Origin of the sequence: Pseudomonas sp. PDM18, assembly GCF_014852585.1 — a bacterium.
In the GTDB taxonomy this organism is placed as follows: Bacteria; Pseudomonadota; Gammaproteobacteria; order Pseudomonadales; family Pseudomonadaceae; genus Pseudomonas.
In genome coordinates this window covers 235,834-252,461 of record NZ_JACVBX010000003.1, presented here as the reverse complement: position 1 = coordinate 252,461, position 16,628 = coordinate 235,834, and the positions used below count along the sequence as shown (strand labels likewise).

Annotated in this window: 14 protein-coding genes, 1 tRNA gene and 1 pseudogene; 8 read left to right on the top strand and 8 right to left on the bottom strand. The window is 61.8% G+C overall.

Features of this window, described 5'->3' with window-relative positions; all coding sequences use genetic code 11:
* Together IB274_RS09110 and IB274_RS09105 are read left to right on the top strand one after the other, a co-directional pair.
* The gene (locus IB274_RS09110; protein WP_192431654.1) at positions 1–1,089 is read left to right on the top strand and encodes a UDP-N-acetylglucosamine 2-epimerase; all 1,089 of its coding nucleotides are present in this window, start codon (positions 1–3) and stop codon (positions 1,087–1,089) included.
* Positions 1,086–1,910 carry a polysaccharide deacetylase family protein gene (locus IB274_RS09105; protein ID WP_192431653.1) on the top strand — a complete coding sequence of 275 codons (825 nt, stop codon included), beginning with the start codon at positions 1,086–1,088 and terminating at the stop codon, positions 1,908–1,910. The genes IB274_RS09110 and IB274_RS09105 overlap by 4 nt, the downstream gene beginning before the upstream one ends.
* Here the strand turns inward: IB274_RS09105 and IB274_RS09100 are convergent, their stop codons facing one another.
* Genes IB274_RS09100 through IB274_RS09085 form a run of 4 tightly spaced genes read right to left on the bottom strand, consistent with a single transcriptional unit; the run spans position 1,911 to position 5,858 of the window.
* A complete protein-coding gene (locus IB274_RS09100) occupies positions 1,911–2,813 on the bottom strand; it encodes a lysylphosphatidylglycerol synthase transmembrane domain-containing protein (protein WP_192431652.1) in 903 nt (300 codons plus the stop codon).
* Positions 2,795–3,856: an ATP-grasp domain-containing protein gene (locus tag IB274_RS09095; protein WP_192431651.1), complete on the bottom strand. Its 1,062-nt coding sequence runs from the start codon at positions 3,854–3,856 to the stop codon at positions 2,795–2,797. Before IB274_RS09095 ends, IB274_RS09100 begins: the two co-directional genes overlap by 19 nt.
* Positions 3,853–4,545 (bottom strand): class I SAM-dependent methyltransferase, encoded by a 693-nt coding sequence (locus tag IB274_RS09090; protein WP_192431650.1) that lies wholly within the window; start codon positions 4,543–4,545, stop codon positions 3,853–3,855. The genes IB274_RS09095 and IB274_RS09090 overlap by 4 nt, the downstream gene beginning before the upstream one ends.
* Before the next feature lie 8 nt (positions 4,546–4,553).
* Positions 4,554–5,858, bottom strand: a complete 1,305-nt coding sequence (locus IB274_RS09085) for a nucleotide sugar dehydrogenase (RefSeq protein ID WP_192431649.1) — start codon at positions 5,856–5,858, stop codon at positions 4,554–4,556.
* A 164-nt stretch (positions 5,859–6,022) separates the two neighbouring features.
* On the opposite strand from IB274_RS09085, the gene IB274_RS09080 reads away from it, so the two are divergent.
* Positions 6,023–6,098 (top strand) — tRNA-Thr (locus IB274_RS09080).
* 61 nt (positions 6,099–6,159) lie between these two features.
* Here IB274_RS09080 and galE read toward each other — a convergent pair.
* On the bottom strand, positions 6,160–7,176 hold the full coding sequence (gene galE / locus IB274_RS09075) for a UDP-glucose 4-epimerase GalE (protein WP_192431648.1): 1,017 nt from the start codon (positions 7,174–7,176) through the stop codon (positions 6,160–6,162).
* 108 nt (positions 7,177–7,284) lie between these two features.
* Positions 7,285–8,133 (bottom strand): carboxylating nicotinate-nucleotide diphosphorylase, encoded by an 849-nt coding sequence (gene nadC / locus IB274_RS09070; RefSeq protein WP_192431647.1) that lies wholly within the window; start codon positions 8,131–8,133, stop codon positions 7,285–7,287.
* Positions 8,134–8,412: 279 nt separating this feature from the next.
* On the opposite strand from nadC, the gene IB274_RS09065 reads away from it, so the two are divergent.
* The 5 genes and pseudogenes from IB274_RS09065 (at position 8,413) to IB274_RS30095 (ending at position 14,540) form a co-directional block, all read left to right on the top strand.
* Positions 8,413–10,707, top strand: coding sequence for a DUF1631 domain-containing protein (locus tag IB274_RS09065; RefSeq protein ID WP_192431646.1), 2,295 nt, complete (start codon positions 8,413–8,415; stop codon positions 10,705–10,707).
* 164 nt (positions 10,708–10,871) lie between these two features.
* Positions 10,872–11,444 carry a 1,6-anhydro-N-acetylmuramyl-L-alanine amidase AmpD gene (gene ampD, locus IB274_RS09060; RefSeq protein WP_192431645.1) on the top strand — a complete coding sequence of 191 codons (573 nt, stop codon included), beginning with the start codon at positions 10,872–10,874 and terminating at the stop codon, positions 11,442–11,444.
* Complete coding sequence (ampE, locus tag IB274_RS09055; protein ID WP_192431644.1) at positions 11,441–12,283, top strand: regulatory signaling modulator protein AmpE; 843 nt, start codon at positions 11,441–11,443, stop codon at positions 12,281–12,283. Before ampD ends, ampE begins: the two co-directional genes overlap by 4 nt.
* A gap of 259 nt (positions 12,284–12,542) precedes the next feature.
* Positions 12,543–13,682: pseudogene (locus IB274_RS30100) on the top strand (HAMP domain-containing protein); the annotation flags it as partial.
* 144 nt (positions 13,683–13,826) lie between these two features.
* The gene (locus tag IB274_RS30095; protein WP_412548417.1) at positions 13,827–14,540 is read left to right on the top strand and encodes a methyl-accepting chemotaxis protein; all 714 of its coding nucleotides are present in this window, start codon (positions 13,827–13,829) and stop codon (positions 14,538–14,540) included.
* Between the two features lie 229 nt (positions 14,541–14,769).
* On the opposite strand, the gene IB274_RS09045 is transcribed toward IB274_RS30095, so the two are convergent.
* Together IB274_RS09045 and cra are read right to left on the bottom strand one after the other, a co-directional pair.
* Complete coding sequence (locus IB274_RS09045; RefSeq protein ID WP_192431642.1) at positions 14,770–15,549, bottom strand: TatD family hydrolase; 780 nt, start codon at positions 15,547–15,549, stop codon at positions 14,770–14,772.
* Between the two features lie 4 nt (positions 15,550–15,553).
* On the bottom strand, positions 15,554–16,546 hold the full coding sequence (gene cra, locus IB274_RS09040; RefSeq protein WP_192431641.1) for a catabolite repressor/activator: 993 nt from the start codon (positions 16,544–16,546) through the stop codon (positions 15,554–15,556).
* Between the last annotated feature and the right edge of the window lie 82 nt (positions 16,547–16,628).

Here is a 16,628-nt window from a genome sequence, read left to right as displayed (position 1 = left end):
ATGATCTACGTCGTGCTGGGCACCAAAGCACAGCTGATCAAGATGGCGCCGGTGATGATGGAGCTTCGTGATCGTGGTGTGGAGTACCGGTTCATTTCCACCGGCCAGCACAAGGACACCACGGACGATATCCTGGCGAACTTCCAGTTGGCCGGACCGGAAGTATTTCTGCATGAGGGGCAGGATATCGTTTCGATCCGGCAGATGCTGACCTGGTCGCTCAAGGTGATGTTTCGGGCGTTCCGCACTCGTCGTAGCTTGTTCCCCGTGCGTAATGGGATAGTGCTGGTTCACGGTGATACCGCCTCCACGCTGTTGGGAGCGTTCATTGCCAAAATAGGTGGACAGCGAGTCGGCCATGTAGAGGCCGGTCTGCGCTCTTTCAACTATTTCCATCCGTTTCCCGAAGAGCTGATCCGCATCGTGGTGGGGCGCATGGCCGATATTCGTTTCTGTCCTGGGGGGTGGGCGCTCGGCAACGTGGTGGGATATCGAGGTGGCCGAAACATTGATATCGGCGGCAACACGCTGCAGGACTCGCTGCGGATCATGTTGAGTCGCTCGCAGGACTTCGATCTTCAGGTGCCTCCAGGGGACTTCGGAATTATCAGCATTCACCGCTTCGAAAACCTCAAGGACAAGAACGCCCTTCTGCGTATCGTCGAATTGATTGAGTTAGTCGCGGGGCAGTTCCCCTTGCTCTTCATCCTGCACAAGCCGACCGAGCGTAAGCTGAGGCAGTACGGGCTGTTCGATCGCTTGTCGAAGCTACCAGGACTCGAGTTGCGCCAGCGCTACGATTATTTGCGCTTCATGCATCTAGTGCGGGCTGCACGATTCGTTGTGAGCGACGGCGGCAGTAATCAGGAGGAGTGCTATTACCTGGGCAAGCCGCTCTTGTTGTTGCGGGCGGCGACAGAGCGCAAAGAGGGCCTGGATGACAACTGCACCTTGTCCGAGTACCAGCCGCAGCGTGTTCTGGCGTTCATGGCATCGCTGAATGACCGGGCTCCCAGAGCGCCCCTGGTGTCGGAAGCTTCGCCTTCCGCGCGGGTGGTTGACAGTTGCCTGGAGAGTCCTGCCACGTGACGCGCCGATATGCCATTCGCCTGGATATCGATACCACGGTTTGCGCCCGTCGGCTCGCTGAGGTCGTTGCGCTGGGTGACAGTTTGGGTGTTCGCTTCACCATCTTTGCCAACATGGGGCGTTCGGTCAGTGTCCCTGCTGCACTACGCCGACGCCTCACTAGAGGTGCTCTCCACACGGCCTCCGCGAGCGCTCCCGCCAAACTGTCGATCCGCAGCAAAATCGGCTGGCTGGGCTTGTTCGAAAGCATTCTCCTCAATCCCGAATTGCAACGATTGTCTGGGCCTGCTCTGAGGCAGGCGCAAGAGCGAGGCCATGAAATTGGCCTGCATGGCGGCCTCAACCACAGTTTGTGGCATTACGCCGCATCCACCATGTCTACTGCGCAGATGCACTCCTTTCTCGTGCCTGCCATAGAGCGCTATCAGCAATTGCTGGGGGCTGAAGGCTTCGGATTCAGCAGCCCGGGTTTTGCAGTGAGTGAGCCTGCTTATGAACTGCTTGCCGAGGCGGGATGCCGCTATTTATCCGACTTCATCGACATGCGCGGAGTGATTCTGCGGCGCCAGTGTGGGCTGCCCGATATACCCGTGACGCTGGCGGCGGCCAACACCGTGGACTATCTGGAATGGTTGGTGGCATCTGGAGGGCGCAGGTCGATGGAAGATGCAGTAGCGCAGAGCATAGGAGAGTCGGGGTTTGGCGTGTATTACTCGCATCCCTGCTTTATTGCGGGTCGAGGGAAAGGAGCATTCATTGCTTTCGTCCAGGCACTCAAGGAGCAGGCTTCGATCGTCACCATGCAGGAGCTGCTCTCATAGCTACGGCGGCGAAAGGCGCTGCAGAGATAGTGAGAAGATGGCCGCCAATGACAGTGTCAGGCCTAGCTGGATTGCCCTGTCGAGCATGAGCGCTGCCAGTAATGGTCCTTGCTCCAGACCGAGCCAGCTCCCCAGCAGTGTCAGGGAAAGTTCTTTGTAACCCAGGTTGCCTGGTGTTAGCGATACGATGGAAAGCAATACGCTGGCGGTGGCGATGAGGATGCAATCGGTCAGCTCGAAGACAAGGCCGGCCCCTTGAAACAGCACATAAGTAATCGCCGTGGAGAGCGTGATCTGTATGCTGTTCAAGCTCAAAAGCTTGAAGGCATCCATGCCCCGTAGTACCTGGAAGGGGCCCGCGAGTTCTTGCATCCAGGATGCATTCGAGCGGCTGAGTCGGGGTAAGTAAAGACAGGTTGCCATACCCCCCAGTGTTGCGAGACCTGCCAAGGTTAGTAGCAAAGCGTTGGGGACTGCTTGGGGCTCAATGAACAATATCAGTAGGGTTGCAGCGACGTTGCAGATGACGTTGAAGATCGAGGCAATGCTGAATTGCGCGGCGCTCTGACTAATCGATATTTGCAGGTGCTTTTTTAGCAACAGGGCGCGGCTGCCAAACTGCGCCAGGCGCAGAGGCGCTACGTAGTTCCAAGCGCTCGATATCTGATTTACCCCGACGAAGAACAATAGGTTTCCGGCTGGATTGATCTTGTCGCTCAACTGCTTTAGTACCAGAGCATTGGTCAGGTGGAAGAGCAGATAGAGCGCGACGATACAGAGGAGGCTGTCTGGCGGGAATGACGTGAGGTTCCTGAAGGCTTCCTTGTGCAGATAACAGAAAGCTAGAAAAAGGATCGCCGTAAGCGGCGCGATGGCCTTTTTAATCAGTTTGCCAGTTTGCATTTTATGAATTCAATGAATGGCATATAGTCTTTGCGATTGAAGTGAGCGAAGATCCATTGACCCTTGCCGAACATGGTTTTGATGGCATCTATCTTGGAAGCGCGGGAAGCTTTCAAAAAAGCAACTGGCATGCCCTCATGAATCCACACGACCTTGTCGGCATTTAGTGTAGAAGAGGCAGGCACATTGCCGAGCAGTGCCTCTGCGTAAGCCCTTGAGAAATTTACTTTCCGATTACTGCCCATGGCGTGTTGCAGCCAGAATCGACCATTTATCTCAAGCAGCCAGAGTTCGCCCTCCTGGAGAATAGCCTCCAGTTCGAATATTCCTTCATAGTCTAGGTGCCGCAGTGCTTGTTGGGCGAGGACTTCGAGGCGAGCTATGAGTTCCTTTGAGTCAATGGTCGAGACCATAACTGCCGTTCCGCCAGGATGTGGATACTCAAGGACTTTCCTAGTGCAGATGCTGGCAGTGAGTGATCCATCCAGGAACAGGCCAGAAATAGACAGATGATTGTGCAGGTCTGAATTCAGTCGTTGTTGTCTGATGTGGGTGCTGGAGAGGCCTGGAGCGTTGCTGCGGAATCCTTTCTGGGAAAGCTTCCCGCCAATGAATGCCCGGCGAGGTTTGACTATTTCCGTTGCGGACTCTGCAAAGCCTTCTGCTGCTTCGGTGTGAGGCACCTGAAACCTGCGGTTCATCACTTCGAAGAATTTCAACTTGTCGAGCAAGATTTCCGCGCAATCACACGACTTCTGGAAGAAAAGAAAGCCGTTTTCCCGCAATGTTTGAGCATGCTGGGAAATGAACTCCAACCAGAAGTCACTGGTTGGATAAAGAATCCGAGGCTGCTCGGATGGCAGGTCGAGGAGCGTTCTGAGAATATCCTCGGCGGCATCGGATGTCAGGGTGACGGACTCTGTGTAACGGGTCCGGTGAGCTGGCGCCCGCTCCTGAACGTCCACCAGAACGGTGCCAGGCGAGTCCAGTTGCCTGCAAATCGCAAGTGCGTTTGCACTGCCTCCCAAGACGACATGTCTCATGGCGTAATGATCAAGACCAGTTCATTGGCCAGCGCTTTGATACGGTGCAGCCTCAGGAGCCTCACGGTGGGCAGTAGCCAGGGAACATTCCTGCTGACGAAATTTTCCAGCATGTTGTCGTACGCCACGATCTCGAAGGAACAGCCTGTTCGCTCGCCAATGGCTTGCAGATCGGCAGTAGTGAAACGCCTGAATGTGAAGATCCTTTTTCCGGCGATCCGCTTCAACAGGCTGGCGAGATTGTCCACTCGGTTGTGCTGATTATGAGCAAAAACAAAGGCAATCTTCGCGGTGACCCTCAATTGCTCTTCTACGATACGAATCGCCTCTTCGTTATGGAAAAGCACGATGAGGCCGGAGTGAAAGGTTACCGAAAATTGTCGATCTGAAAACGGAAGTTTGAATGCATCAGCCACGCATGAGCTCACCTGTGAATGCGCAGCGCCTTTCATCGCTGACTCATTGAGGTCGGTGGCAATGCAATATTTTCCGCGAAATCTCTCGGCAAGATAGATCGAGTCCTTTGCACTGAATGAGCCTTCTTCGAGAAAGCTCTCTATTTGCTCGTGAAGTCCTGTCCGAATCAAGTGGTCGGCTATAAAAATGCCGCGCTTGGGTCGGCCTTTCTGATACGAGCGAATATTGTTTTCGTACAAGTCGCTCCAATTCATATCACGGGTGTCGGGCATATTGGCTATCACGCTTGGACGGCTTTTTTAGAAGGGAATACACCTCTGGTGTCGATAATCAAATGTGCATGCAGTCCTAGCTCCTCATAGTCGAATCCATCATGGTCCGTGGTCAGCACGACGCAGTCGAAACCTTTGATCGAGTCGGGTGTCAGCTCAACACTGGTGCGATCAAATGAATAGTCGCGCTTCTTGGGGAATACCGGAATATGTGGGTCGGAGTATTCGACGTCGGCGCCTTTGTTGGTCAGCAACTGCATGATTTCGATGGCCGGAGATTCCCGCGAGTCATCGATGTTTTTCTTGTAGGCAATGCCCAGCACGAGAATGCGGCTCCCTTTAACCGCCTTGCCCAGGTTGTTCAGGGCGTCCATTACTTTCTGTACAACCCACTTGGGCATGTAGTGGTTGATCTCGCCCGCCAGCTCGATGAATCGGGTATTGACGCCGTACTCCTTGGCCTTCCAGGTCAGGTAGAACGGGTCGATCGGAATGCAGTGGCCGCCCAGCCCCGGACCGGGGGTGTAGGGCACGAAACCGAACGGCTTGGTGGCGGCGGCGCGGATGACTTCGTGGATGTCGATGCTCATCTTGTCCGCAACGATTTTCATCTCGTTGACCAGGCCGATGTTCACCGCGCGGTGGATGTTCTCCAGCAGCTTGGTCATCTCCGCGGCGCGGGGGCTGCTCACCGGGACCATGGTATTGATCGCATGGGCGTAGATGGCGCTGCCCAGCTCCAGGCAACTGGCGGTCATGCCACCAATGACTTTCGGGATATCACGGGTGCCGAAGCGCGGGTTGCCCGGGTCTTCTCGTTCCGGAGAAAACACCAGTGCGCAGTTCTCTCCGGGAATGAAGCCGTGCCGGGCCAGGCGCGGAGCGAGTTCTTCCTCCGTCGTGCCCGGCCAGGTGGTGCTTTCCAGGCTGAGCAACTGGCCTTCGCGGAAGTGCGGCAGGATGGCTTCAGTGGTGTTGATCACGAAGCTCAGATCCGGCTCATGGTGGCGGTCCAGAGGCGTGGGGACGCAGATGATCAGGACGTCCGCTTCATGGCTGCGGGAGAAGTCGCGGGTCGCTTCGAATCCCGTGGCCCTGGCGGCCTCGATCAGCTCAGGCCCCAGGCGCTCGATATAGCTGCGGCCCTCGTTCAAGGCGCTGACCTTGGTTTCGTCGATGTCGAAACCGATCACCTTGATGCCGACTTCGGAAAAACGCAGCGCGAGGGGGAGGCCGACATAGCCCAGCCCATAGATGCCCACGACGGCGGATCCGGCGGCGATCCTGGTGCGGAGTTGGTCGAGTGCGCTCATCGAAATGTCCGGGCAAAAAAGAGTCCGGCCATTCTGTCGAGTTTTACTGGTCGTGGGAATTCTCTGAAACGCAGGTGAGACAATATGTGACTGAACTCTCGCCCATTGCCCGCAAAAGCGGGGCAATTGCCTAGATGGGAGTGTGGTGGTAGCTTACGCCCGCCGCCGGTGTAGCTCAGTCGGTAGAGCAGCTCATTCGTAATGAGAAGGTCGGGGGTTCGATTCCTCTTACCGGCACCATCTTCAGCAAAAAGCCCCGCTTTCGAGCGGGGCTTTTTGTTTTCCGGCCAGTGAGAAGTAGTCAGGCGTAGCCGCTGGGATTCTGGCTCTGCCAGTTCCACGCATCGCGGCACATGTCTTCGATGTCGCGGGTGGCGCTCCAGCGCAGTTCTGCGCCGGCGAGGGTCGGGTCGGCGTGGTAGCTGGCGATGTCGCCGTCGCGGCGGGGCAGGAACTGGAAGGGCAGTTCGCGGCCGCAGGCCTTTTCATAGGCATGGATGATTTCAAGCACGCTGTAGCCGCGGCCGGTGCCGAGGTTGAAGGTCTTTGCGCCGCTGGCTCGGTCCAGCCAGCGCAGGGCGCTGAGGTGAGCGTTGGCCAGGTCGACGACGTGCAGATAGTCGCGTACGCCAGTGCCGTCCGGGGTGGGGTAGTCGTTGCCGAAGACGCGGATGAAAGGCTGCTTGCCGGTGGCGACCTGGGAGATATAGGGCATCAGGTTGTTGGGGATGCCGTTGGGGTCTTCGCCGATGCGTCCGCTGGCGTGGGCACCCACCGGGTTGAAGTAGCGCAGGATGGCCATGGTCCACTGCGGGTCGGCGTGGGCTATGTCGCGCAGGGCGATTTCCGCCATCAGCTTGGATTGGCCGTAGGGGCTGGCCGGGCCGGTGGGGGCGTCCTCGCGGATCGGGCTTTCGGCTGCCAGGCCGTAGACCGTGGCTGAAGAGCTATAGATGAAGCGCTTCACGCCATGGCGTTGCATGACCTGGCAGAGGGTGACGGTGCCGGCGAAGTTGGTCTGGTAGTAGGCGATGGGATCGGCGACCGATTCGGCGACGGACTTCAGGCCGGCAAGGTGAATGGCGGCATCGATCTCGTGTTCACCAAACAGTCGGTCGAGGACGGCCTCGTCACGGACATCGCCTTTCACGAAAGGGATTGCCTGGCCGGTGAGTTGCTCGATGCGTTGCAGCGGGATGGGCGAGCTATTGCTGAGGTTGTCGAGGACGATGGGGTGGAAGCCCTGCTCGATCAGTTCCAGGCAGATGTGGGAGCCGATGTAGCCACAGCCACCAGTCAGCAGAATCCTTTTCGTCATGATCGCGCTCTTGCTCTCTTCGCTGTTTGCCGATTCGTGAGCGTCTGAGTATGTCAGAGGCACAGGAATCGGCACTATCAGGGGCGGCGTGAACGCGAGTAGGAAATTTTACAGGCTCAGCCGCATCGACAGATCCAGCGCCTTGACGTCCTTGGTCAGGGTGCCGATGGAGATGTAGTCCACGCCGGTCTCGGCGATGGTGCGCAGGCTGCTCTCGGTGATACCGCCTGAGGCTTCCAGCTTGGCGCGGCCTGCGGTGAGGGCGACGGCGGTGCGCATGTCGTCCAGACTCAGCTCGTCGAGCATGACGATATCGGCGCCGGCCTCCAGTGCCTGGCGCAGTTCGTCCAGGTCTTCCACTTCGATCTCCACCGGCTTGCCGGGGGCGATCTGCTGGGCCGTTGCGATGGCCTGGGCGATGCCGCCGCAGGCAGCGATGTGGTTTTCCTTGATCAGGAAAGCGTCGTACAGGCCGATACGGTGGTTATGGCAGCCGCCACAGGTGATCGCGTACTTTTGCGCCAGGCGCAGGCCGGGCAGGGTCTTGCGGGTGTCGAGCAGCTTCACGCCGGTGCCATCCACCAGATCGGCATAGTGGCGGGCGCGGGTCGCGGTGCCGGAGAGCAGCTGGAGGAAGTTCAGCGCGCTGCGTTCGCCGGTGAGCAGGGCGCGGGCCGGGCCTTCCAGGGTGAACAGGGTCTGGTCCGCGCTGACCTGCTCGCCGTCGCGGACCTGCCATTTCACCTGCACGCGCGGGTCGGCCTGGCGGAATACCTCGTCGACCCAGGCGGTGCCGGCGATGACGGCGTTCTCGCGGGTGATGATGCGGGCGCTGGCGTCGCGCTCGGCGGGGATCAACTGGGCGGTGATGTCGCCGCTGCCGACGTCTTCGGCCAGTGCGGCGCGGACGTTGGCCTGGATTTCCCCGGAAAGCTCGGCGAGGGTGAGGTTCGGCATGGAAGGCTCCTGTTCGCAGTGGCGCGATTATACGGGCGACAGCGCGCGGCGTGCAGGGCAGGGTGTTTTTTTGGACCTCCGTGCGAACTGTCGGACGGACGGCGGGCGCTTCAGTGTGAATTTCTTCAAGAATGCGTGAAATGTCTCTTGGTTGTGTAGGAAGCTTCCCTATAATGACGTTGAACCTTTCCGCTTTTTGACGCCACTAAATTGACGTTACGGATGACGCTTCGATGACTGTTGGTGCCGCCAGACAGGTCTGACGGCAGGAGACTTGCGATGCAGAACGACGCGAACGTAGTGCCGCTGAACAAGCCGGCCACGGAGCCCTCGCAGAATTCGTTCGCTGGACGCATTCCGGCGGGGCTCGTCGCTGTCCGCGATAAGGTCGCCGTCCAACTGCGTCATGCCATGCAGGCCCTGTTCGACAACGCCGATGACACCCTGTTCGAGATGGCCGATCGCGCCGCCAACAACGCCGAACAGAGCGCCTACTTCGAAGCCATGCGTGACCTGCGCCTCAAGCGCAAGGGGATTGAACGCGGCTTCCTGCAGAAAGTCTTCGAGAATTTCGCCAACCTGAACCAGTACGAAATCGGCCGCGCGCCGGTGCTGGACACGGTGTCCTACGAGAATCTCACCCTGGTGCAGAACGACGAGCTGGAAGAGTCTGTCGCCCTGGACGCCATGGTTGCCAAGGTGATGAGCCGCGACGGTGTCGCCCTCACGCACCTCACCACCCGTATCAATACCTTGGTCAGCAAGAAGGTCGAGGACAAGAGTAACCCGCTCGGTCCGCGCCAGCTGTGCGAGGCTTTCCTCGATGCCTGCCGTGGCCTGGGCGTGGAGATCAAGGTCAAGCTGATCATCCTCAAGCTCTTCGAGAAGTACGTGCTGGCCGACGCCGAGCACCTGTACGCGGAAGCCAACCAGACACTGATCGCCCTGGGCGTGCTGCCGGAGCTGAAATCCGTCCCGCTGCGTCGCCCGCCGCAACGTACCGTGGCCAGCAGCCAGGGTGCCGCGCCCGCTTCCGCCGCCGCCGCCGAAACGGGCGAGCAGGTCGCTGGCCAGTATATGGACGCCGACAGTCAGGCCGCCTTCTCCGCCTTGCGCGATCTGCTGTCCGAAGTCCGCGGCAGTGCCGCCCCGGCACGCCCGATGCCGGCCGATGCGGTGCCGATCTCCAGTAACGACCTGATGCGCCTGCTGTCCCACCTGCAGTCGCACCTGCCGGCGCAGAGCATCGACGAGATCGACGTGCGCCAGCACCTGGATCACCTGCTGACCCGCGTCAGCAGCAAGAGCGGCCGTTCCCGCGTGGTCGGCCAGGTGGACGAGGACGTCATCAACCTCGTCTCCATGCTCTTCGAATTCATTCTCGATGACCGCACCCTGCCGGACTCGCTCAAGGCGTTGATCGGCCGCATGCAGATCCCGATGCTCAAGGTTGCGGTCCTCGACAAGAACTTCTTCAGCCGTGGCAGCCACCCGGCGCGTCGCCTGCTCAACGAGATCGCGTCGGCCGCCCTGGGCTGGGCCGAGCAATCCGATGGCCAGCGCGACCACCTGTACCAGAAGATCGAGCAGGTGGTGATGCGCCTGCTGAACGACTTCGTCGATGACCCGGCGATCTTCTCCGAGCTGCTCGACGAGTTCATCTCCTTCACCGGCGACGAGCGCCGTCGCAGCGACCTGCTGGAGCAGCGCACCCGCGATGCTGAGGAAGGCCGTGCGCGCGCCGAACTGGCCCGCCAGGACGTGGAAGGCGTGCTAAATGAGCGCCTGCTGGGTCGCACCCTGCCCGAAGTGGTGGTGCGCCTGCTGCAGGAGGCCTGGAGCCAGGTCCTGCTGCTGACCTGCCTGAAGCACGGCACTCACTCCAGCGAGTGGGAAGCTGCGTTGGCGACCATGGATGGCCTGATCTGGAGCGTGGAGCCCCACGAAGATCCGGATTCGCGCCTGCGCCTGCTGGAAATGGTTCCGCAACTGCTCAAGTCGCTGCGCGAGGGTCTGGCTTCGGCCGCCTTCGATCCGTTCTCCACCGGCGAATTCTTCAGTCGCCTGGAGGGGCTGCATGTGCAGGCCTTCCAGCGCTACAAGCAGGTCGAGGAATCTCCGCTGCTCGATCTGGAAGACGACCTGCCGCTGCTCGACGACCCGCTGGATGCGCCGGCAGCCGTCGCGCCTGCTGCTGCACAGCCGGCCATGGTTGCCGTAGTCGAGGAGATTGTCCTCGCCTCGCCGGAGCCGACCTCTGCCCTAGAGCCTGAGGAGGCCTTTGCCGACGACGATGAGTCGCTGCGCAAGGTCGACGACCTGCGCGTCGGCAGTTGGGTGGAAATTCAGGAAGACGAAGAGCACAAGCTGCGCTGCAAGCTGGCTGCGGTAATTCGCCCGAGCGGTCGCTACATCTTCGTCAATCGCACCGGCATGAAGGTGCTGGAGAAGACCCGCATGAGCCTGGCCGTCGAGTTCCGCCGCAACGCCGTGCGCCTGCTCGACGACGCGCTGCTGTTCGATCGCGCCCTGGAGTCGGTGATCGGCAACCTGCGGCGCCTGAAGAACGCCTGAGAACCTGCTTGCGATCTGCTGCGCGTCGCCAACTGCGTTGAAATCGGTCTCGTTCTGCTCTAGCTCGCGAGATCGTAAGCAGGCTCTGAGCCCGCTGGCCGCGTGCCAGCGAGTTCATTTCCCCCGTCGCCTGCTTTAGAGTGGGGCTCTGCCAAGGAGTCTCCATGCAGATCGACCCCGAATCCGGCTGGTGCCTCGAAGCCCAGCGCTGCCCCTCGCCGAACTTCAACGCGCGCCCCGACGGCGAGGAAGTCTCGCTGCTGGTCATCCATAACATCAGCCTGCCGCCCGGCCAGTTCGGTACCTGCAAGGTGCAGGAGTTCTTCCAGAACCGCCTGGACGCCGATGAGCATCCGTACTTCGCCAGCATCTGCAGCCTGACCGTCTCGGCGCATTTCCTCATCGAGCGCGATGGTTCGCTGTTCCAGTTCGTTTCCTGCAACTCGCGCGCCTGGCATGCCGGCGTGTCGCGCTTCGACGGCCGGGAGAACTGCAACGACTTCTCCATCGGCATCGAGCTCGAAGGCACCGATACCGAGCCTTACAGCGAGCGTCAGTACGAGGTGCTGGCTCAGCTGACACGGCAATTGCGCAAGGTGTACCCGGCTATCACCCCGGAACGCATCCAGGGCCACTGCGATATTGCCCCGGAGCGCAAGACCGACCCGGGCGAGGCGTTCGACTGGACGCGCTACTTTGCCGATATTGGCGCCGGCCTGAAGAAGGAGCCGACATGAGTTTCCTGGTGCTGTTGCTGGTCCTGCTGGTCGAGAAGTTCTCCGGTTGGCGCGCAAAGGTTCAGCGCGACGGCTGGTGGCTCGGCTGGCTGGATGCCGTGGGCGGCGTGAAGTCGCTGGTGGCGCAACCCTGGCTCGGCCTGCTGGTGGCGGTCCTGCCGCCGCTGCTGTTGCTGGCGCTGCTGCTGACCCTTCTCGAACCGGTCGCCTATGGCCTGCTGGCGCTGCCGGTGCAGTTGCTGGTGGTGGTCTGGAGCCTGGGGCGCGGCGACGTGCTGCGGGCCATCGGGCCGTTCCGCGATGCCTGGCGCCGCGAGGATGCCCAGGCCGCCTATCACGTCGCCGAGCGCGACCTGGGCGTGCAGGTGCAGGCAGACGGTGACGACGACCTGCTGGCCGTGGTGCAGGGCACGCTGGTGTGGGAGGCCTACCAGGCCTTCTTCGCCGTGATCTTCTGGTACGCGCTGCTCGGCCCGGTGGCTGCGCTGGCCTACCGCCTGCTCGCCATCGCCGCCGAGCAGGCGCGCCAGCCGGAACTGCGCGAGCGCACCGTGCAACTGCGGCATGCCTTCGACTGGTTGCCGTCGCGCGCGCTGGTGCTGAGTTTCGCCCTCGTAGGCAACTTCGTCGCGGTGACCCGCACACTGCTGCATGACCTGCTTGCCTGGGACGTACCTGCCGCTCGTCTGCTGGCCCGCGCCGGCTATGTGGCCGAAGACTTCAACGAAGGTGGCCTGGGCGCCAAGGGCGTCGCCAGCCTGGATGCGCTGTGGCAGCTGCTGGTGCGCTCTGCCGTGCTCTGGTACGCCATCTTTGCGGTGTGGACGCTGCTGCTCTGATCCCGCGAATCGGGCCGGCGCCCGCCGGTCCGATGATGGCATTTTAACCTTAAGTTACAGAACTCCCCGCCGATATCAGGTACACATCGCACTCGAAGCGTGAGGTGACGGCCGCTGCACGACAGTGGCCGCTCTGGTGAGCGCGCGCGGCGACGACCCGTCCAGGGGCGCGCTGCACCATCCCCGACAAGCAACATAACAATAACGGGAACAGGAGACGTCTTTCGTGAGGACCGTGCTCTATCCGGCCATCGCGCTGATGAACCGTCTGAGCTTCGGTATGAAGTTCAGCCTGATCAGTGTGCTGTTCTTTCTGCCGATGCTGATTACCAACTTCTACCTGGTGCGCGACTCCTACGGGCAGTTCGTCAGTACCCGCGCCGAACTGGAAAGCCTGTCGCTGATCAGCGACGGCCTGAAGATTCGCCGCCACCTCGAGTCCTACAACGACCTGTTGCAGATCAATGGGATTCTCGGACAGTCCAACAAGTCCGCCGGCATCGATTCGCGTATCGGCCAATTGCACAAGGACCTGCAGGCACAGATCGGCGCTTTGCAGCCGGTCACGCAGGACGCCGAGCAGATCGCCGAGTTCAATGCCAAGCGCGACGAACTGCTGGCCAGCTTGAAGGGTGTGGACGCCGAGGGTTCGCTGCAGAGCAAGTCGGCCATGGCCGCGCGCCTGCTCAGCGAAGTGCAGGTCTTCAACAAGCTGCTGGTATCCCAGGCCGGCCTGAGCCAGGACGACGCCCGCGACCTGCGCCAGCTCGCCGAGCTGATCACCTCCGGTACCCCGCAGGTTACCGAAACCCTCAGCCAGGGGCGCACCATGGGGGCCAGCGCGCTGGGGCAGGGTTTCCTCAACTCTTCCACCAGCGGCAAGCTGGATGACCTGCTGCAGGAGCTGGAGAAGCTGCACGCCGAGTACGGGCTCAAGCTGCAGGAAGCCCTGGGCGCGAGCCCGGCGGCGCAGAGCGCGCTGTCCGACGACGCCCAGGCGAGCCGCGAAACGATCAAGAGCATGGGCAAACTGTTCGAGGACAAGGTGGTGATGGCCGACACCCTCGACACGCCGTGGCTCGACTTCTACGAGCAGGTCAGCAAGGCGATGGATCAGACCTATCGCCTGGATGACCATGTCCTGCAATTCTTTGATGGCCAGTTGCAGTCCCGCCTGGCCAGCAAGCAGCGGCAGATGGTGCTGCTGGTCGTCGCTCTGCTGGTGGTGTTCGTCTCCATCGTCTACCTCTACGGCGGCTTCTACGTTTCCACCCGCACCACCCTGAAGAGCCTGGGCAAGATGATGGAGCGGGTTGCCGCTGGCGACATGACCGTCAATTTCCAGGCCCAGAGCCGCGATGAGTTGGGTGAGCTGGGCGATGCTTTCAATCAGACCGTTTCGAAGATCCACGACCTGATCGAGCAGGTCGGTCGCACCGTCAGCGAGGTGGAGCGGCAGACCGTGCGAGTGGAGTCGGTGTCCGCTGAAAGCAACCAGGCGGTGGCCGGCCAGCGCAACCAGATCGAGCAGGTCGCCACGGCGATGAACCAGATGGCCGCGACCGCCCAGGAGGTCGCGCGCAGTGCCGCCGTGGCGGTGGGTAGCGCGCACAACGTGAACCTGGAAACCACCAGCGGCCGTGCCCTGGTGGAGTCCCAGGTGGGCAGCATCCAGCGCCTGGCTGGCGAGATCGACGAGTCGGTGGCGGTGATCAACCAACTGGCCGCCGACAGCGCCTCCATCAGCCGTGTATTGGACGTGATCAAGGGCATTGCCGAGCAGACCAACCTGTTGGCGCTCAACGCTGCCATCGAGGCTGCGCGCGCCGGTGAGCAGGGCAGGGGCTTCGCGGTCGTGGCCGACGAAGTACGTACCCTGGCCAAGCGCACCCAGCAGTCCACCGAAGAGATCGAGCAGATGATCGCGCGCCTGCAGAACGGCGTGGGCGCGGCGGTGAAGGCCATGGGCAGCAGTCACCAGACCGCTGACGGTACCGTCAGCCAGTCGGCCCAGGTACAGCTGGCGCTGGAGAACATCCTCCAGGCGGTGGGCGCCATCGTCGACCAGAACCAGCAGATCGCCGCCGCAGCCGAGCAGCAGACCGCCGTGGCCCATGACATCGACCAGAACATCGTCGAGATCAACCAAGCCGGCGAGCGCACCTCCGAAGGCGCCAGCGAGACAGAGCGCGCCAGCCGCGAACTGGCTGGGCAGGTGGTGGAACTCAAGCGACTGATCGGCGCGTTCCGCGTCTGATCGTCACTGACTCCGGGGCGGATGCTGTGATCCGCCCCGTTACCAGGTTTTCGCCAGCAGGCCGATGTCCGTGGGTCGCACGGATGCACCCCATCTCACGGGCATCGGTTTGTCGGTGAATCCGCTTGCCGGCTTCCTGTAGGAGCGAGCTTGCTCGCGAACAGATTCGGCAGGTCACTCCATCCTCGTGTGGTTCGCGAGCAAGCTCGCTCCTAAGAAGAGCAACCGCTCAGCTCCAGCCAAACAATTCCATCGCATTGCGCGTGCTGGCGCTGGCCAGTTCATCCGCGCTGACGCCCTTGAGCTCCGCCAGCGCCGCGCAGATCTCCGGCAGGTGCTCCGGGCTGTTGCGCACGCCGGGGTACATCGACGGCGCCATGTCCGGCGAGTCGGTCTCCAGCACGATGGACTCCAGCGGAATCTCCGGCACCACCTTGCGCAGGCGGTTGGCCTGCGGCCAGGTCGGCGCGCCGCCCAGGCCCAGGCGGAAACCCAGCTTGAGGTATTCGCGGGCTTCCTCGCGGCTGCCGGCGAAGGCGTGGATGATGCCCTGGCGCGCGGGCCTGTAGCGCTTGAGCGTTGCGATCATCGCTGCATGGGCGCGGCGTACGTGGAGCAGCACCGGCAGCTCGAAATCGATGGCGATGCGCAGCTGTTCCTCGAAGATGGCCTGCTGGCCATCGCGGTCGAGGTCTTCCAGGTAATAGTCCAGCCCGATCTCGCCGACCGCGCAGAGCTTCGGGTGTCCGGCCAGGCGCTGCAGCCACTCGCGGAGCGCTGTCAGATGTTCCGGCCGGTGCTGTGCCAGGTAGATCGGGTGCAGTCCGAGGGCGGCGTACAGGTCAGGCTCGGTTTCCACCAGCGCCCAGACGTCCTCCCAGTTCTCGCGGAACACTCCCAGTAGCACCTGTCGCTCCACACCCAGCTCGCGGCTGCGCTGCAGCACGGCGGCGCGGTCCTGCTCGAAGTCCGGGCAGTCGAGGTGGTTGTGGGTATCGATCAGGCGCATCGGTTCACTCCGTGCGCAGCTTGAGGTTGCGCGGGATCGGGTGGACGCCAGGGGTGTAGCTGTTCTGTTCGATGGCGGCCAGCGCCAGGTCCAGCGCGCGCTCGGCGATCAGCGCGTGCTGCTGGGAAATGGCGTTGACCTTCAGCGGCACGAAGTCCAGCAGTTGGGTATCGCCGAAGGTGGCGATGCGCAAGTCCGCCGGCCAGCCGTTGGGCAGGGCCTGGAGCACGTCGAAGACGCCCTCGAGCAGCACGTAGGAGGTGGTGATCAGCGCGTCGGGCAACTGCCCCTGGCCGGCCAGCAGCTCTTCCATCAGGCGGCGGCCGCAGGGGCGGCTGAAGGTCTCGCCGTGCTCGATCAGCACCTGGCCCTGGTAGTCGCGCAGCGCACTGCGGAAGCCTGCGGCGCGCTCCTGGGAGATGATCAGCTCCGGTCGTGCGCCGAGCAGGGCGATGCTGCGCGGCGCCGGCTTGAGCAGGCTGGCAGTGAGACGCTGGCTGGCGTCGCGGTCGTCGCTCACCACCGAGCAGAAGCGTTGCGGGTCGAGTTGGCGGTCCACGGCAATGATCGGCACGCCGTCGGCCTGCAGGCGCGCGTGGCTGTCGTCCACACTGGGCAGGCAGCTGGCGACGATCAGTGCGTCGCAACGTCGCGCGCGGAACAGGTTGAGTACCTGGCGCTCGGTGTCCGGTTCGTCGTCGGAGCAGGCGATCAGCAGCTGGTAGCCGCGTGCCCGGGCGCCCTGTTCGAGCAGCTTGGCGAGCTTGGCGTAACTGGGGTTTTCCAGGTCCGGCAGGATGAAGCCCAGAGTGCGGGTCTGCCCGCGGCGCAGGCTGGCGGCCTGCTGGTCCGGGTGGTAGCCGTGCTCCTCGATCACCGCGCGCACGCGCTCCACCGTGGCGGCGCTGATGCGACGCTGGACGGCCTTGCCGTTGATCACGTAGCTGGCGGTGGTGACCGAAACACCGGCCAGGCGGGCGATATCAGTGAGTTTCAACGCGGGATGCTGCCGACAATTGGGGGCTTCAAGGATCACGCATTATCGAGTAACGTGCCAGTCTCAATAGGTGAAACGATTC